Here is a 26,052-nt window from a genome sequence, read left to right on the forward strand (position 1 = left end):
CGCGCCTCGGCGGGAATCAGCCGAGGTCCGGCGTGAAGTCGAGCCGGTTGTCGAACTTGATGTCGCCCTTGTCGTTCTTGACGATGTTGTAGCCGTGCAGGCCGTCACCGTTCTTGTCGAAGTTGTATTGGCCTTCGGCGCCGTTATGGCCGCGGATCGCCAGCATGGCCTCGCGCACCTTGTTGGGCTCGGTCGAGCCCGCCTTGTTCATCGCCATGGCGAGGCAGGTCACGGCGTCGTAGGTCCAGGACGACTGGTTGTCGGGCGCGACCTTGCGGACATCGCGATAGGCCTTGCCGAAGGCCTTGGAGGCATCGCTCGAGTCCTCGGCATAGTCCGCCACGCCATAGGTGTTGTAGAGCGCCGGACCGGCGAGCTTGAGCGCCGAGATGTTGACGATCGAGGGCGAGCCGACCCAAGGGATGGTGACGCCGAGCTGGCGCAATTGACGGGCGAAGATGCCGAGATCGGTCTCGAAGGTGAAGTAGGTGCCGAGGATGTCTGCACCGGACTGGCGCACCGCCAGAACGACCGGCGTGAAATCCTGGCTCTGGTTGGCATAGCCCTGGTCGAGCGCGAGCGTCGCGCCGTTGTCGGGCAGGGCATCGGCAAGCGCCTTGCCGCCGGCCGTGCCGAAGGCGTCGGTCGAATGGACGATCGCCCATTTCTTCTTGCCGAGTTCCTTGACGCCGAACTGCGCGATCACCTTGCCCGAATAGGAATCGTTCGGGCGGAAGCGGAAGAGCCAGGGATTGCCGAGCTTGGTCAGGTTCGGGTCCGTGCCGCCGAAGCCGACGGGCTTGCCGATCTTCAGCATATCGGGCGCCATCGCATGCATCTGCGTGGAGCGGATCGAGCCGATGAAGGCGACGATGTCGGGCTGGCTGGCGAGCTTGGAGAAGGCGAGGACCGCACCGGGATTGGTGGTCTGGTCGTCCTCGAAGATCAGTTCGAGCGGCTTGCCGAGCACGCCGCCGGCCTTGTTGACCTGTTCGAGCGCGATCTTGGCGCCGGTCTGGGCGAAGGAGCCGGATTCGGCGGCGGCGCCGGTCATCGGCACGACCATGCCGAGTTTGACGGTGGCGCCTTGGGCGTAGGCAGTCCGCATGACGGCCGGGGCGGCAATGGTACCGGCGAGAACGGTCGTAAACCCGCGACGGGTCAGGTGCATCGTTATCCTCCCGATTTAATGGATTAGATCGGATCTGAGCGCCCGATTGCCGTCATGATGAAATATCTACGCCTCTGTCTGAACAGCGTCGTTGTCATCCTTTAGTCTATGACCGAGGCGGGCTTCGTAGGTTCTGCATTGCGACGTGCGCGGGTGGAGATCGTCTTCGCGCCATCGCCAGCCAAATTGACGCCGGGCCCGATCGACGGCCGATGCGGAATCGAGAGCGGGCCATCGATGCTCGTCCGCCGCCACGGCTCGCCCGCCAGCTGCCTGCGCCGACATGAATCCGGGTGCTTGGACGGACTGCCGGGACAGCCACGTTTGCTGCGCTGGCAGCCGATCTGCCGCGTAAATCAGTGAAGTATCGATAGCAGCGCTTCTGCGCCGCTCCTGGTCACGCCGGGCGAGCGCTCGCGATGGAGCACATCTGGCCATGTGCCGTGGTGAAATTACTGGCAGCGTATAAATTGGCGAATTATTGAGCGAGGGATCTCAAATTGTATGCATGACTGCGCGTTTGCCCGCCGCAATCGGTGCCCATCCCCGGCACGGGAGCGCTTCAAGCCCGGCACGGTAACTGCATTGCCCCTCCCGAACGGAAGCGTCCGGCGCAGAGCGGCGTCGGCTATCTCGGGAGAGCACCATGGCCATCACGCGTCGCGCCGCCATTGCCGGAGGCCTGTCCGCGCCATTCCTGATGTCGGGGCGCGCCAGCGCGCAATCACCAAGCCGCGCCGAAACCTTGCTGCTGGTGCAGGAATATGGGCCGAACAGCCTGGACATGCAGGGCATCGGCGCCTCGCAACCTGTGAACGGCGTGGCGCTCAACTGCTATGACCGTCTGCTGCGCTTCAAACCCGTGCCGATCCCCGGCGGTGGCGGCAACCAGGTTTCGATGAGTGAGCTCGAAGGCGAGCTTGCGGAAAGCTGGCAGGTCGCCTCCGACGGCATGAGCTGCACTTTCAAACTGCGCGATGCCAAATTCCATTCCGGCCGCCCCGTCACGGCCAGGGATGTGAAGTGGTCGCTGGACCGCGCCGTCACCATCGGCGGCTTCGCCACCACGCAGATGAACGCCGGCTCGCTGGAGAAGCCGGAGCAGTTCGTCGCCGTCGACGACAAGACTTTCCGAATTGATTTCCTGCGCAAGGACAAGCTGACCATGCCGAATCTGGCGGTCACGATCCCCTTCGTCTTCGACTCCGAACTGGCGATCAAGAACAGCGGCGGCGATCCGCTCGCGAAGGAATGGCTGAAGAACAATGTAGCGGGCTCCGGCGCCTTCAAAGTCGAGAGCTGGAAGCCCGGCGTCGAGACGATCTATGTGCGCAATGACGCCTGGGCTAGCGGGAAGCTGCCGCAGCTCAAGCGCATCATCGCGCGCGACATCGCCTCGCCTTCGACGCGCCGCGCGCTCATTGAGCGCGGTGACGCCGACGTCTCCTACGGTCTGCCCCCTAAGGATTTCAAGGATTTGCTCGACGGCGGCAAGATCAACGTCGTCGGCGTTCCCATTCCCAACGGCGTCTGGGGCCTCTATCTCAATAGCCAGGTCGGGCCGTTCAAGGATGCCCGTCTGCGCCAGGCCGTCGCATGGGTGCTGCCCTACGACAAGATGCTGCAGGCCTCGCTGTTTGGTCGTGGCGTCGACATGTCCGGGGGACCTGAGACACCGCCGCCGGCCTGGCCGACGCCCTTCGCCTACAAGACCAATGTCGAGAAGGCGAAGGCGCTCGTCGCGTCCGCCGGTGGCGGCTTCTCGACTACGCTGCAGTTCGATGCCGGAAACGCGACGGTGGCCGAGCCGATGTCCGTGCTCATCAAGGAAGCGCTGGGCGCGATCGGCATCGAGGTTGAGATCGCCAAGATTCCCGGCGCGAATTTCCGCACCGAGATCGCCAAGAAAACCAATCCGATGACGCTGAACCGCTTCGCCGGCTGGCTCGATTATCCCGATTATTATCTGTTCTGGACGATGCACGGCAACAATTCGATCTTCAATATCGCCAATTACCAGAACCCGGAGCTCGACAAGCTGATCAATGCCGCCCGCTTCACCACGGACACAGCCGCGTACCAGAAGTTCGTGGTCGACTTCGTCAAGCTGGTCGAGCGCGAAGTGCCGATGATCCCGATCTCTCAGCCGACCCACGACGTCGCGATGCAGAAGTCGATCGGCGGCTACCAGTTCCAGCCCTGCCGCGAGCCGGACTTCCGCTACTTCACCAAGGGGTGAGGGGTGTTTTCACGAGCAGGTGCCATGCGCCTGCTCGTCATCCTCGGGCTCGGCCCGAGCATCTCGATCAAGCGATTCTCGGGTCTGCGCTGCGTTCCGCCCGAGAATGACGCAAGCAATCTCGGGGGAACTGTACATGCTAGGCATGATCGCCGCCCGTTTGAAGACGACGATCCCTTCGGTGATCGGCGTCATCATCGTGACTTTTCTGCTGACGCGCGTGCTGCCTGGCGACACCGCCGCCTATTTTGCGGGCCCCGCCGCCTCGAAGGAGGCCATCGCCGATATCCGCGGCAAGCTTGGGCTCGATCAGCCGCTGCCGGTCCAGTTCGCGTCCTATGTGACAGCGCTGGTTAAAGGCGATCTCGGCACCTCGCTGACGACGGGACAGCCGGTGACAGTCGATCTGGCGCAGCGCCTGCCGGCTTCGGCCGAACTCACGCTCATAGGGCTGCTGATCTCGATGGCGATCGCGCTGCCGCTCGGCGTGCTGGCGGCCGTCCGACAAGGCTCCTGGATCGACCATCTCTGCCGGATCGTCGCGACAGCCGGCGTCTCGCTGCCGGTGTTCTTCACCGGGCTGCTTCTGGTCTACGTCTTCTATTTCATCCTCGGCTGGGCGCCGGCTCCGCTCGGGCGGCTCGATGTCTTCTTCTCGGAGCCGCCGCGCGTCACCGGCTTCCTGCTGATCGACAGCCTGATCGCGCGCGATCTCGAGATCTTCCGGGCCGTGCTCGCGCAATTGCTGCTGCCGGCGCTGACGCTCGCGATCTTCTCGCTGGCGCCGATCACGCGCATGACACGCGCCTCGATGCTGGCCGTGCTCGGCGCCGATTTCGTGCGTACGGCGCGCGCCAGCGGCCTGTCGAGCCGCAAGGTCATCGGCACCTACGCCTTCCGCAACGCCATGCTGCCGGTGGTCACCACGCTGGGCATGGTCTTCTCCTTCCTTCTCGGCGCCAATGTGCTGGTCGAGAAGGTCTTCGCCTGGCCGGGCGTCGGCTCCTATGCGGTCGAGGCCTTGCTCGCCTCCGACTACGCGCCGATCCAGGGCTTCGTGCTGACCATGGCGATCCTCTACGTCGCGCTGAACCTCATGATCGACATCCTCTACGGCGTCATCGACCCCCGTGTCCGGCTGGAGGGCTGAGTCATGAACGAGTTGAGCAAGATCGAGCCCGCCCAACTGCGTTTCGAGGCTCCGCCCTCGACAACGCTGCTGGCCCACGCCCGGCATATCGTCGCGGAAAACCCCGTGACCGGCTTCGCCTTCGGGCTGTTCGCGCTGATCCTGCTGGCGGCCGTCTTCGGCCCCTGGCTCACGCCCTATGATCCGCTGGCCTCGAACACGAATGCGGCCCTTCAGGGGCCGAGCGCGGCGCATTGGTTCGGAACCGACCAACTCGGCCGCGACATCTTCAGCCGCGTGGTCGCGGCGACGCGGCTCGATTTCTCGATCGCCGTTGCCTCGGTCGCACTGGTCTTCCTGCTCGGCGGGCTTGCCGGCGTCATGGCCGGCTTCTTCGGCGGCTGGGTCGACACGCTGGTCGGGCGCGTCGCCGACACGATCATGGCCTTTCCGCTCTTCGTGCTGGCGATGGGCATCGTCGCGGCGCTCGGCAACTCCGTGACCAACATCGTCATCGCCACCGCCATCATCAATTTCCCGCTCTACGCACGCGTCGCCCGCGCCGAGGCGAATATCCGCCGCGAGGCCGGCTTCGTGCAGGCGGCGAGGCTCTCGGGCAATTCGGAATGGCGGCTGCTGCTGACGCAGATCGTGCCCAACATCATGCCGATCATGGCCGTGCAGATGTCGCTGACCATGGGCTACGCCATCCTGAACGCGGCGGGATTGTCTTTCATCGGCCTCGGCGTCCGGCCGCCGACCCCGGAATGGGGCATCATGGTCGCCGAAGGCGCGAGCTTCATCGTCTCGGGCGAGTGGTGGGTCGCCTTCTTTCCGGGCCTTGCGCTGATGACCGCGGTGTTCTGCTTCAACCTGCTCGGCGACGGCGTACGCGACCTCGTCGACCCGCAGCGGAGGAACTGACGATGAGCACGCCTCTCCTCGATGTCAGCAACCTCACCGTCGAATTCGCGACCCGCCGTGGCACGGTGCAGGCCGTGAAAGCAATCGACATCAGCGTCGGCAAGGGCGAGACGGTCGCGATCGTCGGCGAATCCGGCTCCGGAAAGTCCGTGACGTCCTACGCGGTAGTCCGCATCCTCGACCGGGCCGGCCGGGTTGCGGAAGGTTCGATCGCCTTCTCCGGCGTCGATCTGGTCTCCGCGACCGAGGCGCAGATGCGCGACCTGCGCGGCCGCGAGATCTCGATGATCTTCCAGAATCCGCGGGCCGCGCTGAATCCGATTCGCAAGGTCGGCAAGCAGATCGAAGACGTGCTCGTCCAGCATGTCCAGGCGACGCGCGCGACCGCGCGGGAGAAGGCGATCGAGGCGCTGGAGAAGGTCAGGATCGCGCGCCCGGCCGAACGCTATGACGCCTATCCGTTCGAGCTTTCCGGCGGCATGTGCCAGCGCGTGGTCATCGCTTTGGCGCTGGCCTGCCAGCCGCAGCTGCTGATCGCTGACGAACCCACCACAGGCCTCGACGTCACCACGCAGAAGGCGGTGATGGACCTCATCGTCGAGCTGACGCGCGAGCGCGGCATGTCGACCATCCTGATCACCCATGATCTCGGCCTCGCCGCCGCCTATTGCGACAAGGTCGTCGTGATGGAGAAGGGCCGCGTCGTCGAGACGGCGAGCGCCGCCGACATCTTCCGCAATCCGCAGCATCCCTATACGCGCAGGCTGATGAAGGCGACGCCGCGCATCGGAATGAGCCTGCGCGATCTTTTGCCGGAGGACCAGGCGAAGCGGGCGGCTGCCACCCAGCCGGCCGCGCGCTCCAGCGCGCGCCCACCGCCAAGCTCCGCCGGCGCAACGCCGCTTCTCGTCGTCGAGAATCTCGTCAAGGAATATCCTCGCCCGGCCAAGGGCTCGTTCCTCGCCAAGCTCATGGGCAAGGCGGAGCCGGACCAGCCGGCCTTCCGTGCCGTCGACAGCATCGGGTTCGAGGTGCGCCGCGGCGAGACGCTGGGCCTCGTCGGCGAATCCGGCTGCGGCAAATCGACGACCTCGATGATGGTCAACCGGCTGCTCGATCCGACATCCGGTCGCATCATCTTCGCCGGGCAGGATATCGGCGCGATTCCGGCGAAACAGTTCGCCGCATCGCCCTTCCGGCGACGTATCCAGATGGTGTTCCAGGATCCGACCGACAGCCTCAATCCGCGCTTTACGGCCGAGCGGGCTATCGTCGACCCGATCCTGCGCATGGGGAGTGTCCGGGGCCGCGCCGCGCTCAGAGCCCGCTGCGAGGAGCTGGCGCAGCTCGTCGGCCTGCCGGTGGAGCTGATCGACCGCTTCCCGCATCAGCTCTCGGGCGGCCAGAAAGCGCGCGTCGGCATCGCGCGGGCAATCGCGCTCGACCCCGATCTCGTCATCCTCGACGAGCCGACTGCCGCGCTCGACGTCTCCGTCCAGGCCGTCGTGCTCAACCTGCTGGAGGAGCTCAAGCAGCGGCTCGGCATGAGCTACATTTTCGTCTCGCATGACCTCAACGTTGTGCGCCTGCTCTGCGACCGGGTGATCGTGATGCGCAGCGGGCAGATCGTCGAGCAGGGCACGGCCGAGGCCGTCCTCGGCGCGCCCACGGCGGAGTATACGAAAGAATTGCTCACCGCGATTCCGCACCCGCCGGCATGACGCCTCCTTCACCCGCACGTCGAAGCAACAGGGCCATGAAGATCAACGATCCCGCCATCCTTGCGGAAGTAGAAGCCGCTTTCGCCGAATATGAGAAAGCGCTGACCACGAACGATGTGGAAACGCTCGACAAGCTTTTCAGGAACGCCCCTGAAACCCTGCGCTACGGCGTGGGCGAGAACCTTTATGGCTATGCGGAAATCGCGGCCTTCCGGGCAGGGCGCTCGCCCGTAGGGCTGATGCGGGCGCTGGAACGGACCCGGATCACCACCTATGGCGATGACTTCGCCACCGCGAACACGCTGTTTCGCCGGGATGGCATGACCGGCAAGATCGGGCGCCAGAGCCAGAGCTGGGTCCGGTTTCCGGAAGGCTGGCGCGTCGTGGCCGCTCATGTCAGCATCATCGCCGAATGAGCGGCGGGGATGACCGAGCGAATCTTGCCCGCTAGGCCGGGCGCCCCGGCGGCTGCGCTTCCACGACCGGCCGCCATGCGACGCAGTGCGACCCAACCCGATGCCGAAGCGGGTGCGCTCACCCGCACCGAGAGCCTGCGCCTGCAGCTAGCCGACGAGATCGTCTCCGGCCTGCTCGCGCCCGGCCAGGCGCTCGACGAGCAGGAGCTGGCCAAGCGCTTCGGCGTATCGCGCACGCCCGTCCGCGAAGCCATCCGCCAATTGTCCGCTTCCGGGCTGGTGCAGGTCAGGCCGCATCGTGGCGCGCTCGTCGCGTTGCCGACACCGGAGCAACTCCACGACATGTTCGAGGCGATGGCAGAGCTGGAAGCGCTCTGCGCCGGGCTCTCCGCCCACAACATGGACACGGCCGAGCGCCACGGGCTGGAGGCGATCCATCTGGAGTTGCGCGGACTGGTGCACCAGGGCGATCCGCTGCGCTACCACGAACGCAACGAGGCCTTTCACGGCGCGATCTATGCCGGCACCCATAACGGCTATCTGGCCGAGATGACGCTGATGACGCGCAAGCGCGTCGCGCCGTTCCGGCGGGCACAGTTCCGCACGACCGGGCGGCTCGGAGGCTCCTGGCAGGAACATGACGTGATCGTGCAGGCGATTCTGCGCGGTGACCGGCAGGCCGCCACTGATGCGATGCGGGCCCATATCGGCTTCGTGCGCGATGCCTTTCGCAGCTATGCGGGGGCGCGCTGAGCCGACTGCGCCGCGACGAAGGCGCGCCAGCCGCCGAAGTGGGTGACGTCCCGCGCGTCCTGCGTCGCCACGGCCTCGCACAGGAAGCCCTTGACCAGCGTGCCGTCGGCCAGCCCCAGCGTGCCGATCCCCAGCGGCGCGGGAATACCGGCGACGAAGCGGCCGAAGCCCTCCGGCGGCAGCGACCAGACCTCCAGCGAGATGGCTCCGCCGCCATTCGCGACGCGCACCAGGCCCGGCCGCATCGGCGGGCCACCCGGCAAGGCGAAGAGCCGGTAGTCGGGCGTCGTCGTCGTCGCGCGGATAAAACTGCCGCCCAGAGCCGTCAGCTCGCCATTGAGCGGCATGCCTGAAAGATGGGCGCCGACGACCGCGATCTCGATGCCGCCGGGTTCGCCCGAAGTCGGCCAATCCGGCGCCGCCGGCATGGGACGGCCGGTTGCGCCGAGCGGCAGGCCGCTGGCGGCATGGAAGGCGCGCCCGAAGCCTGCAAGAGCCGCATCCTGTGCCACTGGCGCGATCAGCGTGACGCCGGCCGCCGTGCCGTCGCTTGCGACGCTGACCGGCAAAGCGAGTGCGCAAAGATCCAGCAGGTTCACGAAATTGGTATAGCGTCCAAGCATGGAGTTGGCGCCGATCGGATCAGCCGCCATCTCGGCCATGGTCACCGGGCGGGGAACCGTCGGCACCATCAGGGCGTCGACGGCCTTCATCGTGGCCTTGGCCGCGAGCGCGAGTTCCGCCAGGCGATAGCGCGCGGCGAAGGCGGCTGCGGCATCCGGCAAGGGCTTGCCGGCGATGACCTGTTGGATCACCGGCAGGATCGCATCTGGATCGCTCGTGTAGAGATCACGGATGGCGAGCCAGCGTTCGGCGACCCAGGGGCCATCGTAGAGCAACCGCGCGGTCTCGTAGAAGGGCGCAAAGTCGAGCGGCACGATCTCGGCTCCAAGCGCTGCCGCCCGCTCGAGCGCCGCCGCGTAGCTCGCTTCGGCAAGGCGATCACCGGCGAAATCGCGATCGGCCGGGCCGGGCACGCCGAGCCGGATCGAGGGCGGCGCGGCGCCGGGGCGGCCGAGCGGCAGCGACCTCGAAAACGGATCGGCCGGATCGAGCCCCGCCATGACATCGAGCACGGCCCAGGCATCTTCCACCGTCAGCGCGAAGACGGAGATGCAGTCCAGCGTGCGGCAGGCCGGCACGACGCCGGCGCTCGGTACCAGCCCGACACTTGGCTTGAGCCCGACGATATTCTGCAAGCCTGCGGGAACGCGCCCCGAGCCGGCCGTATCCGTGCCGAGCGCAACCGGCACGATTCCGGCCGCGACCGCGCTCGCCGAGCCGGAGCTCGACCCGCCGGGAACGAGGTCGGCCCGCAGCGCGTTGCGTGGCGTCCCATAGGGCGAGCGCGTGCCGTTGAGCCCAGTCGCGAACTGGTCGAGATTGGTCTTGCCGATGACGATCGCGCCTTCTGCCCGGAGCCGCCCGACGGCGCTCGCATCTTGTGTCGGCGTGTAGGCGAAGGCGGGACAGGCGGCGGTCGTGGGCAGGCCCGCGACGTCGATATTGTCCTTGACGGCGATCGGCATACCCCAGAGCCTGCGGCCTCGCGGTCCCTCCGCCTGCAAGCGCTCGGCTTCCGCGACGACCTCTGCTTCAGGGCGCAGCGTGATGAACATCGCCGGGTCGCCATGCGCCCGCCAGCGCGCATAGCAGCCCGTCACGGTCTCGCTGAGGCGCCGGGCTCCCGCGAGATGCGCGGCCAAAAGCTCGGTCAGGGTTTGCACGCGGCGGCCTCCATCATAGTGCCCAAAGGGCAGGCAGTTCCCATCGGCATGTATGCAAGAGTTGTGCGCGCGGTTCGGCATTGCGGCCGGCCGCGCCGAAAACCCGGCGATCGCCGATGACGGCCGCGCCGGAGCGGGCGGGCACGCGCCTTGCAGAGCCTTCGGCATCTGTCGCCCAGGGAGTCGCTATGGGTCGTCTCGTCATTCCGGCTCAGCCCGCGCCTTTCGCGCTCGAGCCAGAGCGAACCGCCTTGCTGATGATCGACATGCAGCGCGACTTTCTCGAACCCGGTGGCTTTGGCACGGCACTCGGCAACGACGTCTCGCGGCTCCGCACCGCCATTGCCCCATGCCAAAGCTTGCTCGACACTGCGCGAGAGGCCGGTCTTTTCATCATTCACACGCGCGAAGGCCATCGCGCCGATCTCTCGGACGCGCCGCCCGCCAAGCTGGAGCGCTCTTCTCCGGACAAGCGGATCGGCGCCTGCGGCCCGATGGGCCGCATCCTCGTCCGCGGCGAGCCCGGCCACGACATCATTGCCGAGCTCGCTCCGCTTTCCGGCGAACCCGTCGTCGACAAGCCCGGCAAGGGTGCCTTCTACCAGACGGATATCGACCTGATGCTGCGCAATCGCGGCATCACCTTCCTGATCGTCGCCGGTGTCACCACCGAGGTCTGCGTCCACACCACCATCCGCGAAGCAAATGATCGCGGCTATCGTTGCCTCGTACCCGGCGACGCCTGTGCCTCTTACGTCCCGGAATTCCACGAGGTCGGGTTGCGGATGATCGCGGCCCAGGGCGGCATCTTCGGCTGCGTCACGACCAGCGCCGAGATCGGCGCGGCCTTTGTGGCAGCGCTCGTTCGCATGGAGAGAGCGGAAGCATGAAGACGGCAGACAATTCGCCCGGAGGCTTCGACCCCGCCCGCCATCTCGAGGTGATGGCACCGACGCTGGGCCTGGCGATCAGCGAGGCGCAAAAGCCGGTCGTGTTGCAATTCCTCACCATCGCCCACAACATGGCGCGGATCGTCGACGCGACGCCGCTGGCCGACGACAGGCTGGAGCTGGCGCCAAATTTCCGCCCCGGCTTGCCGGGAGGCGGCCGATGAGCGACGCCTTCGCCCCGGCTCACGAGGCCGCCCGCAGGATTCGCGACGGGGAGGCTACCGCCGAGGAGGGGGTCGCAGCGGCGCTCGCCCGCATCGCAAGGCTCGATCCGCATGTGAACGCCTTCACCGACTTGACGGCGCAGCGCGCCTTGGAGCAGGCACGCGTGGTCGACGTTGCCCGATCGCGCGGTGAGCCGCTTGGGCCGCTGGCGGGCGTGCCCTTCGCCGCCAAGAACCTGTTCGACATCACCGGCCTGCCGACGCGCGCCGGCTCGAAGATCAACCGAGAGCGGCGGCCGGCCACGCGGGACGCGGTGCTCGTCGAGCGCCTCGCCACGGCCGGCGCGATCCTGCTCGGCGGCCTCAATATGGGCGAATATGCCTATGACTTCACCGGCGAGAACGCCCATGACGGCCCCTGCCGGAACCCGTACGATCTGGCGCGGATGGCCGGTGGCTCCTCCTCGGGCTCCGGTGCAGCGACTGCCGCAGGCTTCGTGCCGATCGCGCTCGGCTCCGACACCAACGGCTCGATCCGCGTCCCGGGCTCGCTTTGCGGGGTTTTCGGGCTCAAGCCGACTTATGGGCGCCTGCCGCGCACGCGTTCGTTTCCCTTCTGCGATTCCCTCGACCATCTCGGACCGTTGGCGCGGGACGCAACCGATCTCGCGCTTTCCTACGACCTGATGCAGGGCCCCGATGCGGGCGACCCGGCCTGTGCACAGCGGCCGGTCGAGCCGGTGATGCCGCATCTGCATGATGGGCTCTCGGGGCTGCGCATCGCCGTGGCGGCCGGCTATTTCGCGACCGACGGCATGCCGGAAGCTGACGCTGCAGTTGCAGCGGTGGCCAAGGCGCTTGGCGGCAAGCCGGGCCTCGTCATGGAGGGCGCCGCGATCGCACGCGCCGCCGCCTTCCTGATCACCAATGCGGAAAGCTCGACCTTCCATCTGCCGCGCCTGCGCGAACGGGCCGATGATTTTGATCCCGAAACGCGCGATCGCTTCCTGGCGGGCGCCCTGCTGCCGGCTGCGTGGTATGTCCAGGCACAACGTGCTCGCCGCTGGTTCCATGACGAGATGATGCGATGCTTCGCCGAAGTCGATCTCATTATCGCGCCGGCCACGCCATGCCCGGCGCCGCTCATCGGTCAAAAGACCCTGGAGGTCAGGGGCGAGACCCTTCCGCTGCGCCCAAGCCTGGGGCTGTTCACACAGCCGATCTCTTGCATCGGGCTGCCCGTCGCGGTCGTGCCGGTCCGGGGCGGCGGACTTCCGATCGGGGTCCAGCTCATCGCACCGCCGTGGCGGGAGGACATTTGCCTGAGAGCCGCCTACGCGCTGCAGGAAATGGGCCTGTGCAGGGTCGGCTCTTCGGCAAGCCTCCAAAGTCTCCGCTGATCGAGCGCCGCCGAACCAGCGCTCTGTCCCGACGGCGAGAGCTGCAGCAGCCCAAGTCGACTGCACTCCCGCGCTCGGCTGTTTTTCAGCCGGCAGCAGTTCGAGGATCGACACGCCCGGCTTTTGGTCAAAACCGCAACCTGATCCTGTCTGCCCGCAGGGCCACACTCCAGCTAACTGAAACGTTCCTGCCAAAGGAGGCGTGCTTCCTCCAGAGCGCGTGGGTAGTCATCAACTCCCTGTTTGCGAATGGTCAGAAGCGCTACCGCCGCCGTGTTGACAACCACTTCGACCGCGCGCGCGTCGCGTTCTGCCCCCGCCCAAACCGCTTCCCAGTTTTCCATGACTGAATAGATCGAGCGAGGTGGCGACCTGATCTCGTTCTGCATGGGAAGTATCACCTCGTCCGAGATACCGTCGCTGAGGCGATAGATTTTGGCGGTCTTGAACGGATTGAACTCGGCAACATCTCGGGCGCTGGCTAGGACCGACATTCCCGGCCATTGCAGTAGATGGGCAGCATCCCGATGCATGCCATGGTAAGTGATGCGGGCGACGCCTGCCAAAATGGCATCGGCTCCCAGTGGATTGAGCATGTGCACCACTGAATGGATGGGAGTCCGAGACTCGAACACTGGGTAAAGGTCCAGTAGATTTTGTAATTGAGCTCCAAGTGACCGAAGCGACAAGAAGGTAATACCGTCGGACTTGAGTTTCTTTCGGGCTTCGGATGGCGATGAACATTTTCGAATGCCCAATTTTTCCAAACCGAGTTCCGTGAGACTGCTGGCTGCGTCAGTCGTCGGTCCGTGCAGAAGGACCCGATATCCGGCATTGGCGACAAGGCGTGCTGCCTGAAGGAACCACGGTGGACGCGGCGACTGCCTGGGCAGATAGGCCGGCCAGTCGAGATCGACATGATCAGGGGATTGCCCTGCTGTTTGACTAACACGACGAGCTGCCGAGACCATGCCGGCAAGTTCAGGCGCGGTCTCGCGCCTATAGTGCATCAGGAGGAGAAACGCACCAATCTGAAGCGGATCCGCTTGCCCGTTGAGAATGATCTCAAAGGCATCGTCAGCCTCTGTTTGGGTCAATGGCCGGGAGTTGCCGATGCCACGCCCCATCAAAGCCAGATAGCCAGCCAGGCGTCGTCGGGGATCAGAGGTATTCGCAAGCTCAGCCAAACCTTTTGCGAATTCCACAGGAGTGGGCTGACCATCGAGCAACACGCTTGGCCGGATTCCCAGGGGAGGGGACCGGCGCGACAGCGGTTTGGAGCCACGGTGCTCATTCTGCTCTGCGGCTGGCAAATCGTAATTGCGATCGAGCACGCGCTCCACGTCGGATGCAAGATTCCGTAAGGCCAGGCGCATCGCTTCCGCCCGTGGTGTGGGAACCAATTGGCGTCCGGTTCTCACAAAGATCGGATCGCCGACCTCTGCGCGGATCTGTCCCAGAAGGCGGCTCATCGCAGGTGCGCTCAAGCCGAGTTGAGCAGCTGCTCCTTTGACGCTGCCTGTAACCAATAGGACGTCCAGCGCCATGAGAAGGCGCAATCTGCGCAGATGGCTTGAACGGGGCGCGCCCACCTCGCGAGTTGACGCAGGCTTGAAAGGCAACTGAGCATCAATCAAGTCCGAGAGACGGGAAGTCGTGTTCACTGTTTCGATCTCGTTGCATCGCCGGAGAATGTTGGGAGATCGTATATGCCTCACTCAAGTCGAATTCAGCATGAAGTTTGATTTTATAATCGCTCTAAAATGCGCAAAACAAAACTTAGACGTGACCTGAAACATCGGTGTTGCGACCGCAGTTTTCCAACCCTTATAGCCTTTTGGATTGCTGAAAGCGGGCTTGGGGTGCGCCGAAGATGAACCAGGACAGGGATCGCGAATCCTCCTCCCAGAACACGTGGGTTTTGGGGCTCACCGTGGGCGCCGCCGCACTCGTTCCATTTGAGGTCATGGCTCAGGCGGCTGGTGAAGCATCAATTGATCTGCCGACGATCGACGTGCAGGGCGGTGCCGGAGGGAACACGCTGCAAGCGCAAACCGGTGTCGACCGTCTGCCCGGGCGCGTCCAGGACATTCCGCAGGTTGTCAACGTTGTGCCGCAGGAGATCATCCAGCAGCAGAGGATCACGACGCTCGAACAAGCCCTCCGCAACGTCCCGGGCATCACCGTCGCGATCGGGGAGGCCAATGGCGGGCCGAACGGCGACCGTTTCCGCATCCGCGGTTTTGAGGCGTTCGGCGACAACTATGTCGACGGTCTACGTGATTTTGGCGTCTATGTCCGCGACAGCTTCAACTACGAGCAGGTGCAAGTGCTCAAAGGGCCGTCTTCCGAGAGCTTTGGCGTCGGTACCTCCGGTGGCGCGATCAACACGACCTCGAAGCAAGCAGGCCTTGGTGATCGTTATGACGTGAATGGCTCGTTTGGCACCGGCGCGTTGGCCCGTGGAACGTTCGACGTCAACAAGCAGATCAACGAAACAACGGCGCTGCGCATCAATGGGATGGCAAATCGGCAAGACATTGCCGACCGTGATGGCGTCAAGTCAGATCGGTGGGGGCTTGCCGCCTCGCTGGCCATGGGGCTGGGCACGGATACGACCTGGCACCTGAACTATTTCCACCAGCACAATGACCGCACGCCGGACTATGGAGTTCCGATGATCGGTAGGACTGCCTCGACCATACGTCGACCGGTGACCGAATTCGGCATTCCGCGGAACTTCTATTACGGAAAATCCAGCGATGAGGACGTCTCCGACGTCGATATGATCACCTCGCGTTTCAAGACGAAGGTGACGGATTGGCTGACGTTCAGCAACGACACGAGGCTCTCACATTACGATCGCCGATTCAGCGCGACGACCCCAAGCTGCGACCAGGCTTGCGCAAACACGTTCTTCGCTGGTGGAAACCCGATCATCGTCTACGGTGCCGGCGGCGGCCCAACTTATGAGCAGAAGGCCTGGGGCATCCAGAATGTGTCCACCGGCATCGCCAAGTTCCACACCGGCTTCCTGCGCCACGAGTTGATCTTCGGGCTCGACCTGAACCACCAGGACGACAAGCGGCAGGGCTTTTCATACTCTCCCGCGAAGAATCCGATTCCGCGCCTCTGGTCCCCGAATACGTGGGCGAACTATGCGATCTTGCCGAATCCGAACAATGTGAAACGCTCGGAATCCGACGATGTCGCGCTTTTCGCGAGCGACCGTGTGTGGCTCACCGACCAGTTCTCGATCCTGGGCGGCGTTCGCTGGGACTATTTCCGTTCCAAATACGATTTAACCGCAGCGACGGGGCGAACAATCACGGATGCGGATGCCAATTTTTGGAGTCCGAAGGCAAGTCTGATCTGGGAGCCGACCAAGGACTACACCTTCTACGCTTCGTTTGCGTCGGCAGCGAACCTGCCCTTCGGGCAGTATGTTGCCTCCGACGTCAATCCGATCGTCGCCGCACGCACAAATCTTGATCCCGAGACGACCGACACTTTTGAGCTTGGTGCAAAGATCGGTCTTCTCGACGGGCGCCTCGGATTAACCGCGGCTGTATTCCAAGTGACGAAAAACAATGCCTATTACTCCGACCCGACGAGTGGCGTCCTGACGCAGACAGGAGAAAAGCAGCGGGTTCGAGGTTTCGAAGCGGGCCTCTCCGGCAAGGTGACCGATGCCTGGGCCGTCAATCTCGCTTATGCCTATCTCGACAGCGAGATCGTCGGCACGAACGTCGTAGCCAATAAGGGCAACCCGGTGCCGGGCGTGCCAAAGAATTCGGTTTCGCTGTGGACGACGTATGATGTTGCGACGCTTTTCGCAGGCGCGGTGCCGGGAAGTCTATTGGTGGGGGGCGGCTTCACCTATCGCGACAAGATGTATATCCGCAACGACGAGATGGCAGAGCTTCCGCATAGCTTCTCGCTCGATGCGCTGATTTCATATGAATACAGAAACTGGCGCGTGGCGCTCAACGGCTACAATCTTACGGACCGGCTGAATTACGACTCGTTCTTCCAAGGCGAAAACCTGAATACGGCGCGTGCAATACCGTCAGCTGGACGCACAGTGGTGCTGACGGTGGGAGCCACCTTCTGAGCCAGCGATCAACGCAGCCTTGATCTGGATGGAAGGCCGGTCCCGGTCCTTCCATCTCTTTCTGTCGAGAACACGACATGCTCGTACACATTCCCGGCCTGTTGACATCCGAGGAGGTCCAACACTGCCGCTCCGTCCTTGAGGCTTCGGCCTGGACGGACGGTTCCGTGACGGCCGGCGAGCAGGCTCGCAAGGTCAAGAACAACCTGCAACTTCCCGTGGATTCACCGCAAGCGCGCGAGCTCGGCCAAATCGTGCTGCATGGGCTGGGCCGCAATGCGACCTTCACTTCGGCGGCCATGCCGCTGCGAGTGCTGCCACCGATGTTCAACCGCTACGATATCGGCATGCGTTTCGGCAGCCATGTGGATGCCGCGGTGCGCTCCGCCGCGGGCGGGGCGCGGATGCGCGCCGACATCTCCTCAACGTTGTTTCTAACTCCGCCTGAGGACTATGACGGCGGCGAATTGGTGATCGAGGACACCTACGGCACGCGCGAGGTGAAGTTGCCGGCAGGCGACCTCATCGTCTATCCGACCACCTGCCTGCACAGCGTCAACGAGATCACTCGCGGCAGCCGCTGGGCCTCCTTCTTCTGGACCCAGTCGATGATCAAGGACGAGGCCAACCGGGGCCTCTTGCACCAGCTCGATCTGGCGATCATCCGCCTGCGGCAGGACCTGCCGGACGATCACCCCTCCGTGCTGACGCTGGCGAATACCTATCACAACCTGTTGCGGCAATGGGCCGACATTTGAACGCCCCGCGCGACGGATTGGCCGTGCGACGCATCGTCAGGGCGATCCTGGGCGAGGCGAGGCCCCGATCCGCCTTTAGCCGACTCGGCGAGTCGGCGCGGCTCGATATCCGCTTCGTCACCCATGAGCCTCCAGCCACGGTCGCGCGTTGGAAGGCGGCGTTGGCGGGCGGTGCTCGGCATCCTGTTCCGCAGCCTGTCGTCCGTAATGCAGCGGATGATCGACCCCAACGACTTCGTCGTGCTGCAGGACCGCTTCTTCGCCAGCTTCAACACGGTCGATCCGACGCTGCTCGGCATCGCCGCCTTGGCGACGGCGCTGGCCTCGATTCCCGCCTGGCGGAGCCGTCACGAGCTCGACGTGCTGGCGCTCGGGCGCGACAGCGCCATCGCACTCGGCATCAACTACCGCAGCCGGATCACGCGGCTCCTGCTCGTGATCGCACTCCTTGTCAGCGTGTCGACGGCTCTGGTCGGGCCGGTTGCCTTCTTCGGGCTGCTCGTCGCCAACCTCGCCTATGCGCTGATCCGTTCGCACCGGCACATCCTGATCCTGCCGGCGGCGATCCTGCTCGCCATCCTCTTCTTGGTCGGCGGCCAGCTCATGCTCGAACGCGTCTTCGCCTTCGACACGGCGCTGGCGATTATCGTCGAATTCCTCGGCGGCATCGTCTTCATCATCCTGCTGGTCCGGGGGAGTGTCCGGTGATCGAGATCCGCAACGCCAGCAAGCACTATGACGAGACGCTCGTCGTCGACGGCGTCAGCCTTACCCTGCCGAAGGCCGGCGTCACCGCGGTGATCGGCCCCAACGGCGCCGGCAAGTCGACGCTGCTTTCCATGATCGGCAGGCTGATCCCGATGAGCGGCGGGCAGATCCTGGTCGACGGGCTCGATGTGCTGCGCACGCCCTCCGACCATCTGGCGCGGCGGCTCTCGATCCTGCGGCAGGACAACCACATCGCCGCGCGGCTGACCGTGCGCGACCTCGTCGCCTTCGGCCGCTATCCGCATTCGAAGGGCAGGCTTACCGAGGAGGACAGGTACCATGTCGAGCGCGCACTCGCCTTCCTCGCACTCGAACCGCTGGCCGATCGCTTCCTCGACGAGCTTTCTGGCGGCCAGCGCCAGCGCGCGCACGTCGCGATGGTGCTGTGCCAGACACCGATTACGTGCTGCTCGACGAGCCACTCAACAATCTCGACATGAAACATGCCCGCGGCATGATGCGCCTCCTGCGCCGCATGGCCGACGAACTCGGCAAGACAGTCGTCGTCGTGCTGCACGACATTAATTTCGCCTCCTGTTACGCCGATCGGATTGTCGCGATGCGCGACGGCCGGGTGCTGCATCAAGGGCCGCCGGAAGCGATCATAACGGCAGAGGTCATGGGCGCGATCTACGATGTCGAGATGGCGATCCACGAGATCGCCGGCGACCGTATCGCGATTTATTTTCGTTGATGACGTCTATCCCTCGAAGCACCCGAGCGATCGCGATGTGGGATTCCACATCGCATTTCTCATGGCTCTATCTTGCGGTAAGGCGCTCCAACCTCGATCGATCACGATCATCCGCAATCGCGAAGACGAAGAGCTGCATAGACAGGCTGACGCCCCCGCTTCAGCTCCTCTCGCCCTTTATACGCGATGACGCGGGCGCGCTGGCCGTCGGTTCCCGCCGGAGGCGCCCTTTCAGCCCAATCAATGGGCGTTCCATGTAGCGCCACGATAGCGACGCGGCGGCGAATGCAATCGGGGTTTCAACGAGGCCAAGCCAAAGAGGCTCAATGGGTAGCGGCCTGAGATCCACGAGGCCGTGATAGAGGTAGAGGCCGTAGCTGATCTGTCCGACATAGACCAACGGCTTGAGGCTGAGGGCCCGAACCAAAAGGCTCTTTTGATCACTGACTATTCCGAGCAGCAGCACAGCGACGATCGGCGCGGTCGACGCTCTCAATAGCAACGCCGGCAGACCATTGGTCGGGTAATGGGAAGCTGCAATGGGCAGAAGAAGGAAGGCTATCAGGGCAAACGGCGCGGCCCTTGCGTAGATGGGGGATGGTCTGATGGCGATGCTGCAGAGCCCGCCGAGAGCCATGAAACCGAAATTGACTGCGGAACCGACATAGATGGCTCGACTGGGGAGGCCAAGCAGCCAGTTCAGCGGGACAGATAGGCCTGCGATGACGATGACAATCATGCAGATGGCGGGAAAATAACGTCTCGGGCTCAGGAGGAAAACCGGTGCTGCCCAGAGATAGAACTGCTCTTCGATTGCGATGCTCCAAAGCGCGCCAATATGCTCGGGATAGTCAGCCCAGTAGTAGGCCTGGAAGACATTCATCGTGAACGTCAGGGAGCCCGCCAGCTCGGATGGCGTCAGCGGATTCCATATCCCGATCACGCCCATCGTGAACGCCAATGCAATCGTCAAGAAGTATGGTGGCCAGATTCTGAGTAACCTGTTCAGATAAAAATTATAGATATAGTCGTTGTAAATTCCGACTCCCATGTCGATGTTATATTTATAATTTCTAAGTATATTTACGATCAGGAATCCGCTCAAAATAAAGAACAGAGTTACTCCGTAAGATCCACTGTATATATTAAATTCATGCGCAATTGCCGTCTTGTGGTTGGCCACAACCATCAGTGCCGCGATTGCTCGAAGTCCGTCAAATCCATCAATCCGCCGCGTATAATCGCTGTGAGGCAGTCCGCGCGGTGATTGCAACATTATTCGGCGGCTCTGTCGGTTTCTCGGCACGTCAGTTTGCCGCGAGTTTCACGTTATTCAAGTACAAAATGCAGATTGCCTGATATTTAGGCTAAATCTGACGTTGGATCATGGGATTTAATAGCAGCTAATCGTGAAATATAACCAGTGTACGATACTTATGGACTCGCGCAATATGAACTTATGTCCAACATGGATCAAAGACATTACAATAATAAACCAGAACATGCGTCGATCGATAATTAAGTGAAATATGTCGTTGGCTAAATTGCGGGCACATGAAATAGCCATGCGAAAATTACGTTGCGGTATAGCGCTTAATGATAACAATTATATGACACCGAATTGAGCATTATTATTTTATTATGCACAATTCTGCGGCTTGACATCAATGCTGCACTGCGAGAAACGTATAATTAATAGATTATTAATGAATTGAGGGTCGCATGGACGGTGCAGGACCGGGCGACGTTAGGGCAGGCGCTGGTCCCGCTCTCGCCGTCAATCCCAGGGTCAATCGATTCAACTGGAGACTGTCGTCAGATTTGCGCGGCGCTGTGAGTTCGCTGTCAGCAGTGATGGCGCTTCTGGTTCTCACGCCGCTCTTCTTCATGATCGCCGTTGCGATCCGGGCTAACAGCAAAGGGCCTGTGTTATTCCGGCAATTGCGAACCGGCCTCAACGGTCGCAAGTTCCAGATCTACAAATTTCGCTCCATGTATGTGCAGGAAAACGGCCCGGTCGTGCGCCAAGCAGAGCGCGTCGACCATCGCGTTACTGCAGTTGGGCGCTTCCTTCGTAGGTCGAGCCTCGACGAATTGCCGCAATTATTGAACGTCATGCGTGGCGAGATGGCGTTCGTCGGGCCGCGCCCTCACGCGCTAGCGCATGATGACTACTACGGGCAGCGGATTGCTGCCTATTCGCGGCGCTTTTCTGTCAAGCCGGGGCTTACAGGTTGGGCTCAAGTCAATGGCTCTCGTGGCCCGACTCCAACCGTCGAGAGCATGGAGCGGCGCGTAAATCTCGATATATGGTACGTCGAAAACAGGTCTATCTGGCTGGATATACGTATAATTCTGACGACGATCTCCATGGAGATAAGTCAAAAATCTGATGCTTACTAAGGAATCAGATCAATCACTCGATTTAATATCATTGAATTCAAGAGAATCTATTCGATTCTCCGATCGACATTGGGTTCTGACTTCTCGAGGTGAGGGAATGCAGAGAAAAAAATGGTTGAAGCCGGCAAGCGATCGCATTCCGATCCACTTGGGAGCGACCAGGGGTGCCAAGCCGCTCGACACGATGGTCGTCGGCGGGATTCCGACAGCACGCGTCACGCGCAAGGAGCTCGCTGAGTTGATGCTTCGCGATTGCGGCGCGGCGCGAGCCGGTTCGTTGGCGCATCCCAGAGTCGTTATCGCGTCAAATGGATCGGTCATCGCGCGCTATCACGGTGACGGGGAGTTCCGGCAGCTCGTCACGCAGGCGGACATCGTCGATGCCGATGGCGCCCCCCTCGTGATCGCATCGCGGTGGCTGACAAATCGCCCGCTGCCCGAGCGTGTTGCGACGACGGACCTGATCCATGACTGCGCTGCACTGGCAGCCAAAAACGGCATCCGCTTCTTTTTCCTAGGCGGAAAGCCCGGGGTCGCGGAGCAGGCGGCAGAGCGGCTTACGCGCCAATACCCGCAACTGCGGGTCGTCGGCTGTTGTCAGGGATACTTTGGCGAAGGGGATGAGGAAGCGATCCGTCGGTCCATCACGGATGCAGGCACAGATATCCTCTGGCTCGGTCTGGGTAGCCCTGCCCAAGAGCGTCTTGCGACCCGCTGGCAGGCCAAGCTGGCCGGGCTGGCCTGGATCAGAACCTGCGGTGGTCTGTTCGATCATGTCGCAGGCAATGTTCCACGGGCGCCGATCTGGATGCAGGGGGCCGGCCTCGAATGGCTCCATCGAATGCGGCAGGAGCCGCGTCGCCTGGGGCCGCGCTATCTTTCGACGAACCCGATCGCGGCATTTCATTTGCTGACCAAAACCCGCGCCTGAGCTGGGGGCGCGCGGTCCTTCAGCTTATCGAAGATGCTTTGTTTACGTGTGGGAGCCCGTGGCGTGGCAGAGTTTCAACAGGTGATCTTCGTGTCGCCGGGCGGGCGTCTCCAAGGCGGGGGGCTCGGCACGATGACGCGTGAAATGGAAGCGGGGCTGATCGCGGCCGGCAAGCGCACGCATGTTCTCAACACGCGCAGCGAGGGGACCGTCCTGAAGTCGCTCTACGAGACACCTGCAGCTGCCGCAGCATTCACCGCATTGCTGATGGTCAATCGGCGAAGCGTTGTACATGTCCAATTGACGCAAAGGCTGAGCGTGCTGCGCGAAGGCATGTTTGTGCTGCTGGCCAGGGCGTTCGGAACGCGTGTCATCCTGCATCATCACGGTGCCGAGTTTCCTGATTTCATCGAGACGGCTTCGCCGCTGTGGAAGCGGATCGCCCGAAAGGTCTGTCAGGCGGCAAGCGTCAACGTCGTTCTCGGCAATGTCTGGAAAAGCGTTCTCAGGGACAAACTTAATATCGCTGACGACAAGATCGCGCTCGTTCAGAATGCTATCAGGCTTGCTGGGCGAAAGCCGCGCAACATTCGGCGCGAGCCGGGGCAGCCGCTCCAACTGGTACTGCTCGCGAACCTGACGCCGCGAAAGGGCGTCCGGGAGGCTCTGCTTGCGCTTGCGGAGCTACGGAAGGCCGGCCTCAATGTGCGGCTGACCCTCGCTGGCGGAGGAATGATCGCCCATTTCGAGCAGATGGCCCGCGAACTTGGCGTGGAAGACTGCTGCGACTTCCTCGGTTGGATCGACAGAACGCGGATGTGGAGCGTTATCGACGCAGCCGACATCATGATCGTGCCCTCGCATCAAGAGGGCTTCCCGATGTCGATCATCGAGGCATTCGCCGCGCATCTGCCAGTGGTGACCACGCCGGTGGGGGCGATCCCAGAAACGCTCAAGGACGGGTTTGACTGTCTGTTCGTCCCCGTCGGAGATCATGCGGCGCTGGCCAATGCTGTCGCGCGGCTCGAATCCGATGAGGCTCTGCGGCAATTGCTTGCGGAGAATGCTTACCGCACCTTTCGGCGCGAGCTCAGCCATGACGCGATGATCGCCAGGATGATGCATATTTGGCAGGGACCGCGAGGCAGCGAGAGCGGGCCGCGGCCCGCGCGTGCAGCATGACCTCGGGGCGCTGTGGAACGCGGAAGCAGAGCGATCTGCGTGCGTGGGCGACAAGGGCTGATTGGCGAGAGAGGCGACTGGTGACGCTGAACCTTCAACAAGCCTCAAGGCGGCGTGTCTGCTTCATGGTCAATCATTCGGCGGCGGGCGGCGTCGGCGAGCTCTGGGCTGATCTCGCGGGTGCGCTCGCCAGAAATGGTCACGACAGTGGGCTCGCCGCGTTCTGGCCGCTGCCCGAAGCCGCGAGTGCCACGACCGGCGCAGTCGCATGGACCCATATCTGCGCAGGCAAGCCCCGGACGTTTGGCCAACTGACGGCGTTTTTCTTTCACCTCGTTCGCTATTTTCGCGAGACGCGCCCGGACTGGGTGATCACCGCCATGCCGGGGGCGAATCTGGTCGTTCCGCTTGCGGCGTGCGTCGCGGATCTGAAAATCCGGGTCGTATCGACGCATCATACCCCTGCCGACACCTTGAGCGGTGCCGTGGGGCTGCTCGACCGTTACGTCCGGTTGCTGCCCAATGTTGCCGCCGCCGTCAGCGTGTCGACCGCCGTCGCGCATTCCTACGCAAAAGCCGGCAGCTTGCTGTCGACGAAACAGAGGGTCATCCACAATGCGCTGCCGCCGCGCATCGAGCGTTGTCTTGCTGCACTCAAGGTGCGCCGCGACGCGCGGCGGGGCGTGGGCCCACGCGATCATGTCGTCGCGTTAGGACGCCTCTCGGAGCAGAAGAATTACGAGGTGCTGATCCGCGCGGCACAGCAACTGCCGGGCGTTCGGATTAGCATCGTGGGGGGAGGCCCGGAGGAAGGCCAGCTTCGCGCTTTCATTGACGCCAGCGGCGTCGCCGATCGCGTGACTCTGCATGGCTTCATGGCGCGTGAGCAGGCCTTGGCTGCGCTGGCCTCGGCTGATGTCTTCGTCCAGATGAGCCGCTTTGAAGGGCACAGCCTGGCGTTGATCGAGGCTGCCAAACTCGGCATTCCCCTCGTCGTCTCCGATATTCCGGTCCAGGTCGAAGGCATCACCGATGATCGGGGGATCGCATGCGGCGTTCTTCTGGGGCTGGACGATGCCGCGGGCCTTGCCGCCGCCATCAGGCGGCTCCTCCACGATGATCCGTTCTACGAGGAGATGAGCGAGCGCGCGGCGCGGCTGGGAAAAACTGCGTCGTTCGACCGCGTAATATTCGAATATCAGCGATTACTTTCCTGATTAATCGTTGGAGCGGAGAATCGTGGCGTATAGTTGTGATGAATTCTGCGTCAAAGCTGGAGAACCCGGGACGCGCTCGATGAAGCTGACGATAGGCATCAAGGCGCTCAACGAGGAGCGGCATATCGAGCGAGCGCTGCAGAGTGCGCTTGCGGCCGCCGAGCGTTTCGGGGGTGAGGTCATACTCGCCGATAGTGGGTCGACCGATGACACGCTGCAAATCGCGGCACGCTATCCGGTAAAAATCGTGCAATTCTCCGACCTCTCCGACCGGTCCTGCGGAGCCGGCGCACAGTTGGCCTTTCAGCACGCGCAGGGTGAATTTTTTTACATCCTCGATGGCGATATGGAGCTGCATTCGGCGTTCCTCGAGGCGGCAATCCCTTTCATGGAGCGCAATCCGCGGATTGCCGGCGTGGGCGGGCGGATCGAGGAGGTCAACGCCGCAAACCACGAGTTCCGCGTACGGCGCCAGGCCCTGCAATCCGACAGCGCCTTCTACCCGGCGCGCATCGACCGGCTGGATTGCGGCGGGCTCTATCGAAGCTCAGCTGTTCGCGAGGTCGGCTACTTCGCCGATCGCAATCTGCATGCCTTCGAGGAGTTCGAACTGGCGGCGCGGCTTGCGAGCCGTGGCTGGGAGCTCACACGGCTTGACATGCCCGCCGTCCGCCACTTCGGCCATACCATCGCGAGCTACGCCCTGCTGCGCAAAAGGATCCGGTCGAAACACACAAATGCGGCGGGCGAGGTCCTGCGCGGCGCACTCGGACGAGCTCATCTCGGCCGGGTTGTTTCCCGGCTGAGTCAGATCCGCAACGGAGCCTTGATCATGATCTGGTGGTTGCTCATTGCGGCAGCTTTGATTGCGGGTTCGTTCCGGGCTGGCTGGCTGATCGTCGCTGTCATGGCGCTGGTCGCACCCATCGCATTTCTCTGGTTTCGCCGCGGCACGCTCGCGGGAGCAGCTTACTCGTTTGTCGCGTGGAATCTGACGGCATTCGGGCTGTTGGCCGGGCTGGCAAGCAAACGCAAACCGCCCCTCGCGCCGATTTCGGCGGTCGTCGTGAAGGCGCCGCCACCCGCTGCCTGGGCGCTGTCGGCGGCCGCTTCCTGCAGATCGGCGGATTCGCTCGGATGAACGCAACGGAGCAGAAAATGGCTTCGTGGAGCGGGCGAGCGCGCGCGCGACTGAACGCATGCAATCCGCACCACCGTGAATCGGTGCATGCCCCGTCACCGAGGTGTCGGAATTTTTCGGTAATGCGGCGCAGTTCCCTTTGCGGCAGGGGCAATTTCTTTTGGAAGTTACCTTCAGGCATGACCTTTGC

Annotated in this window: 21 protein-coding genes and 1 pseudogene; 18 read left to right on the top strand and 4 right to left on the bottom strand. The window is 63.1% G+C overall.

Features of this window, described 5'->3' with window-relative positions:
* Positions 1-16 precede the first annotated feature (16 nt).
* Positions 17-1,171, bottom strand: coding sequence for an ABC transporter substrate-binding protein (locus AC1DEZ_RS14455; protein ID WP_441512278.1), 1,155 nt, complete (start codon positions 1,169-1,171; stop codon positions 17-19).
* Positions 1,172-1,817: 646 nt separating this feature from the next.
* Here AC1DEZ_RS14455 and AC1DEZ_RS14460 point away from each other — a divergent pair.
* The 6 genes from AC1DEZ_RS14460 (at position 1,818) to AC1DEZ_RS14485 (ending at position 8,353) form a co-directional block, all read left to right on the top strand.
* Positions 1,818-3,410: an ABC transporter substrate-binding protein gene (locus AC1DEZ_RS14460; RefSeq protein WP_441512279.1), complete on the top strand. Its 1,593-nt coding sequence runs from the start codon at positions 1,818-1,820 to the stop codon at positions 3,408-3,410.
* A gap of 136 nt (positions 3,411-3,546) precedes the next feature.
* Positions 3,547-4,560: an ABC transporter permease gene (locus AC1DEZ_RS14465; RefSeq protein ID WP_441512280.1), complete on the top strand. Its 1,014-nt coding sequence runs from the start codon at positions 3,547-3,549 to the stop codon at positions 4,558-4,560.
* Positions 4,561-4,563: 3 nt separating this feature from the next.
* A complete protein-coding gene (locus AC1DEZ_RS14470) occupies positions 4,564-5,463 on the top strand; it encodes an ABC transporter permease (protein WP_441512281.1) in 900 nt (299 codons plus the stop codon).
* Positions 5,464-5,465: 2 nt separating this feature from the next.
* A complete protein-coding gene (locus AC1DEZ_RS14475) occupies positions 5,466-7,184 on the top strand; it encodes a dipeptide ABC transporter ATP-binding protein (RefSeq protein ID WP_441512282.1) in 1,719 nt (572 codons plus the stop codon).
* Positions 7,185-7,219: 35 nt separating this feature from the next.
* Entirely contained in the window at positions 7,220-7,600 is a 381-nt protein-coding gene (hpxZ, locus tag AC1DEZ_RS14480; RefSeq protein WP_441512283.1) for an oxalurate catabolism protein HpxZ, read from the top strand.
* Positions 7,601-7,675: 75 nt separating this feature from the next.
* Positions 7,676-8,353 carry a GntR family transcriptional regulator gene (locus AC1DEZ_RS14485; protein ID WP_441512284.1) on the top strand — a complete coding sequence of 226 codons (678 nt, stop codon included), beginning with the start codon at positions 7,676-7,678 and terminating at the stop codon, positions 8,351-8,353.
* On the opposite strand, the gene atzF is transcribed toward AC1DEZ_RS14485, so the two are convergent.
* The gene (atzF, locus tag AC1DEZ_RS14490) at positions 8,335-10,140 is read right to left on the bottom strand and encodes an allophanate hydrolase (RefSeq protein ID WP_441512285.1); all 1,806 of its coding nucleotides are present in this window, start codon (positions 10,138-10,140) and stop codon (positions 8,335-8,337) included. The two genes, AC1DEZ_RS14485 and atzF, sit on opposite strands and share 19 nt — an antisense overlap.
* A 188-nt stretch (positions 10,141-10,328) precedes the next feature.
* Between atzF and AC1DEZ_RS14495 the strand changes: the two genes are divergently transcribed.
* The 3 genes from AC1DEZ_RS14495 to AC1DEZ_RS14505 are packed head-to-tail and all read left to right on the top strand — an operon-like array spanning position 10,329 to position 12,654.
* A complete protein-coding gene (locus tag AC1DEZ_RS14495; RefSeq protein ID WP_441512286.1) occupies positions 10,329-11,030 on the top strand; it encodes a cysteine hydrolase family protein in 702 nt (233 codons plus the stop codon).
* Positions 11,027-11,254: a DUF4089 domain-containing protein gene (locus AC1DEZ_RS14500; protein ID WP_441512287.1), complete on the top strand. Its 228-nt coding sequence runs from the start codon at positions 11,027-11,029 to the stop codon at positions 11,252-11,254. The genes AC1DEZ_RS14495 and AC1DEZ_RS14500 overlap by 4 nt, the downstream gene beginning before the upstream one ends.
* The gene (locus AC1DEZ_RS14505) at positions 11,251-12,654 is read left to right on the top strand and encodes an AtzE family amidohydrolase (protein ID WP_441512288.1); all 1,404 of its coding nucleotides are present in this window, start codon (positions 11,251-11,253) and stop codon (positions 12,652-12,654) included. The genes AC1DEZ_RS14500 and AC1DEZ_RS14505 overlap by 4 nt, the downstream gene beginning before the upstream one ends.
* A 173-nt stretch (positions 12,655-12,827) precedes the next feature.
* Here the strand turns inward: AC1DEZ_RS14505 and AC1DEZ_RS14510 are convergent, their stop codons facing one another.
* A complete protein-coding gene (locus AC1DEZ_RS14510) occupies positions 12,828-14,318 on the bottom strand; it encodes a glycosyl transferase family protein (protein ID WP_476779833.1) in 1,491 nt (496 codons plus the stop codon).
* Between the two features lie 209 nt (positions 14,319-14,527).
* On the opposite strand from AC1DEZ_RS14510, the gene AC1DEZ_RS14515 reads away from it, so the two are divergent.
* The 4 genes and pseudogenes from AC1DEZ_RS14515 to AC1DEZ_RS14530 all read left to right on the top strand — a co-directional run bounded on the left by AC1DEZ_RS14515 (position 14,528) and on the right by AC1DEZ_RS14530 (position 18,988).
* Entirely contained in the window at positions 14,528-16,768 is a 2,241-nt protein-coding gene (locus AC1DEZ_RS14515) for a TonB-dependent receptor (protein ID WP_476779834.1), read from the top strand.
* Positions 16,769-16,845: 77 nt separating this feature from the next.
* Entirely contained in the window at positions 16,846-17,526 is a 681-nt protein-coding gene (locus tag AC1DEZ_RS14520; protein WP_441512291.1) for a Fe2+-dependent dioxygenase, read from the top strand.
* Between the two features lie 171 nt (positions 17,527-17,697).
* The gene (locus tag AC1DEZ_RS14525) at positions 17,698-18,234 is read left to right on the top strand and encodes an iron chelate uptake ABC transporter family permease subunit (RefSeq protein ID WP_441512292.1); all 537 of its coding nucleotides are present in this window, start codon (positions 17,698-17,700) and stop codon (positions 18,232-18,234) included.
* Positions 18,231-18,988: pseudogene (locus AC1DEZ_RS14530) on the top strand (iron ABC transporter ATP-binding protein). Before AC1DEZ_RS14525 ends, AC1DEZ_RS14530 begins: the two are co-directional and overlap by 4 nt.
* A gap of 160 nt (positions 18,989-19,148) precedes the next feature.
* Here AC1DEZ_RS14530 and AC1DEZ_RS14535 read toward each other — a convergent pair.
* Entirely contained in the window at positions 19,149-20,264 is a 1,116-nt protein-coding gene (locus tag AC1DEZ_RS14535) for an acyltransferase family protein (RefSeq protein WP_441512294.1), read from the bottom strand.
* 446 nt (positions 20,265-20,710) lie between these two features.
* Here AC1DEZ_RS14535 and AC1DEZ_RS14540 point away from each other — a divergent pair, with 446 nt between their 5' ends.
* The 5 genes from AC1DEZ_RS14540 to AC1DEZ_RS14560 all read left to right on the top strand — a co-directional run bounded on the left by AC1DEZ_RS14540 (position 20,711) and on the right by AC1DEZ_RS14560 (position 25,862).
* Positions 20,711-21,391 (top strand): sugar transferase, encoded by a 681-nt coding sequence (locus AC1DEZ_RS14540; RefSeq protein WP_476779835.1) that lies wholly within the window; start codon positions 20,711-20,713, stop codon positions 21,389-21,391.
* Positions 21,392-21,488: 97 nt separating this feature from the next.
* Positions 21,489-22,322 (top strand): WecB/TagA/CpsF family glycosyltransferase, encoded by an 834-nt coding sequence (locus AC1DEZ_RS14545; protein ID WP_441512296.1) that lies wholly within the window; start codon positions 21,489-21,491, stop codon positions 22,320-22,322.
* Positions 22,323-22,385: 63 nt separating this feature from the next.
* Positions 22,386-23,504, top strand: a complete 1,119-nt coding sequence (locus tag AC1DEZ_RS14550; protein ID WP_441512297.1) for a glycosyltransferase family 4 protein — start codon at positions 22,386-22,388, stop codon at positions 23,502-23,504.
* A gap of 80 nt (positions 23,505-23,584) precedes the next feature.
* Positions 23,585-24,721, top strand: coding sequence for a glycosyltransferase (locus tag AC1DEZ_RS14555; RefSeq protein WP_441512298.1), 1,137 nt, complete (start codon positions 23,585-23,587; stop codon positions 24,719-24,721).
* A gap of 79 nt (positions 24,722-24,800) precedes the next feature.
* Complete coding sequence (locus AC1DEZ_RS14560; protein WP_441512299.1) at positions 24,801-25,862, top strand: glycosyltransferase family 2 protein; 1,062 nt, start codon at positions 24,801-24,803, stop codon at positions 25,860-25,862.
* Positions 25,863-26,052 lie beyond the last annotated feature (190 nt).

This window comes from Allobosea sp. 10L422 (genome assembly GCF_056395345.1).

Excerpts from the sequence above, each read along its gene's own strand:
- AC1DEZ_RS14455 (WP_441512278.1), bottom strand. The coding sequence starts at position 1,171 with ATGCACCTGACCCGTCGCGGGTTTACGACCGTTCTCGCCGGTACCATT.
- AC1DEZ_RS14460 (WP_441512279.1), top strand. The coding sequence starts at position 1,818 with ATGGCCATCACGCGTCGCGCCGCCATTGCCGGAGGCCTGTCCGCGCCA.
- AC1DEZ_RS14465 (WP_441512280.1), top strand. The coding sequence starts at position 3,547 with ATGCTAGGCATGATCGCCGCCCGTTTGAAGACGACGATCCCTTCGGTG.
- AC1DEZ_RS14470 (WP_441512281.1), top strand. The coding sequence starts at position 4,564 with ATGAACGAGTTGAGCAAGATCGAGCCCGCCCAACTGCGTTTCGAGGCT.
- AC1DEZ_RS14475 (WP_441512282.1), top strand. The coding sequence starts at position 5,466 with ATGAGCACGCCTCTCCTCGATGTCAGCAACCTCACCGTCGAATTCGCG.
- hpxZ (WP_441512283.1), top strand. The coding sequence starts at position 7,220 with ATGAAGATCAACGATCCCGCCATCCTTGCGGAAGTAGAAGCCGCTTTC.
- AC1DEZ_RS14485 (WP_441512284.1), top strand. The coding sequence starts at position 7,676 with ATGCGACGCAGTGCGACCCAACCCGATGCCGAAGCGGGTGCGCTCACC.
- AC1DEZ_RS14495 (WP_441512286.1), top strand. The coding sequence starts at position 10,329 with ATGGGTCGTCTCGTCATTCCGGCTCAGCCCGCGCCTTTCGCGCTCGAG.
- AC1DEZ_RS14500 (WP_441512287.1), top strand. The coding sequence starts at position 11,027 with ATGAAGACGGCAGACAATTCGCCCGGAGGCTTCGACCCCGCCCGCCAT.
- AC1DEZ_RS14505 (WP_441512288.1), top strand. The coding sequence starts at position 11,251 with ATGAGCGACGCCTTCGCCCCGGCTCACGAGGCCGCCCGCAGGATTCGC.
- AC1DEZ_RS14515 (WP_476779834.1), top strand. The coding sequence starts at position 14,528 with ATGAACCAGGACAGGGATCGCGAATCCTCCTCCCAGAACACGTGGGTT.
- AC1DEZ_RS14520 (WP_441512291.1), top strand. The coding sequence starts at position 16,846 with ATGCTCGTACACATTCCCGGCCTGTTGACATCCGAGGAGGTCCAACAC.
- AC1DEZ_RS14535 (WP_441512294.1), bottom strand. The coding sequence starts at position 20,264 with ATGTTGCAATCACCGCGCGGACTGCCTCACAGCGATTATACGCGGCGG.
- AC1DEZ_RS14540 (WP_476779835.1), top strand. The coding sequence starts at position 20,711 with ATGGACGGTGCAGGACCGGGCGACGTTAGGGCAGGCGCTGGTCCCGCT.
- AC1DEZ_RS14545 (WP_441512296.1), top strand. The coding sequence starts at position 21,489 with ATGCAGAGAAAAAAATGGTTGAAGCCGGCAAGCGATCGCATTCCGATC.
- AC1DEZ_RS14560 (WP_441512299.1), top strand. The coding sequence starts at position 24,801 with ATGAAGCTGACGATAGGCATCAAGGCGCTCAACGAGGAGCGGCATATC.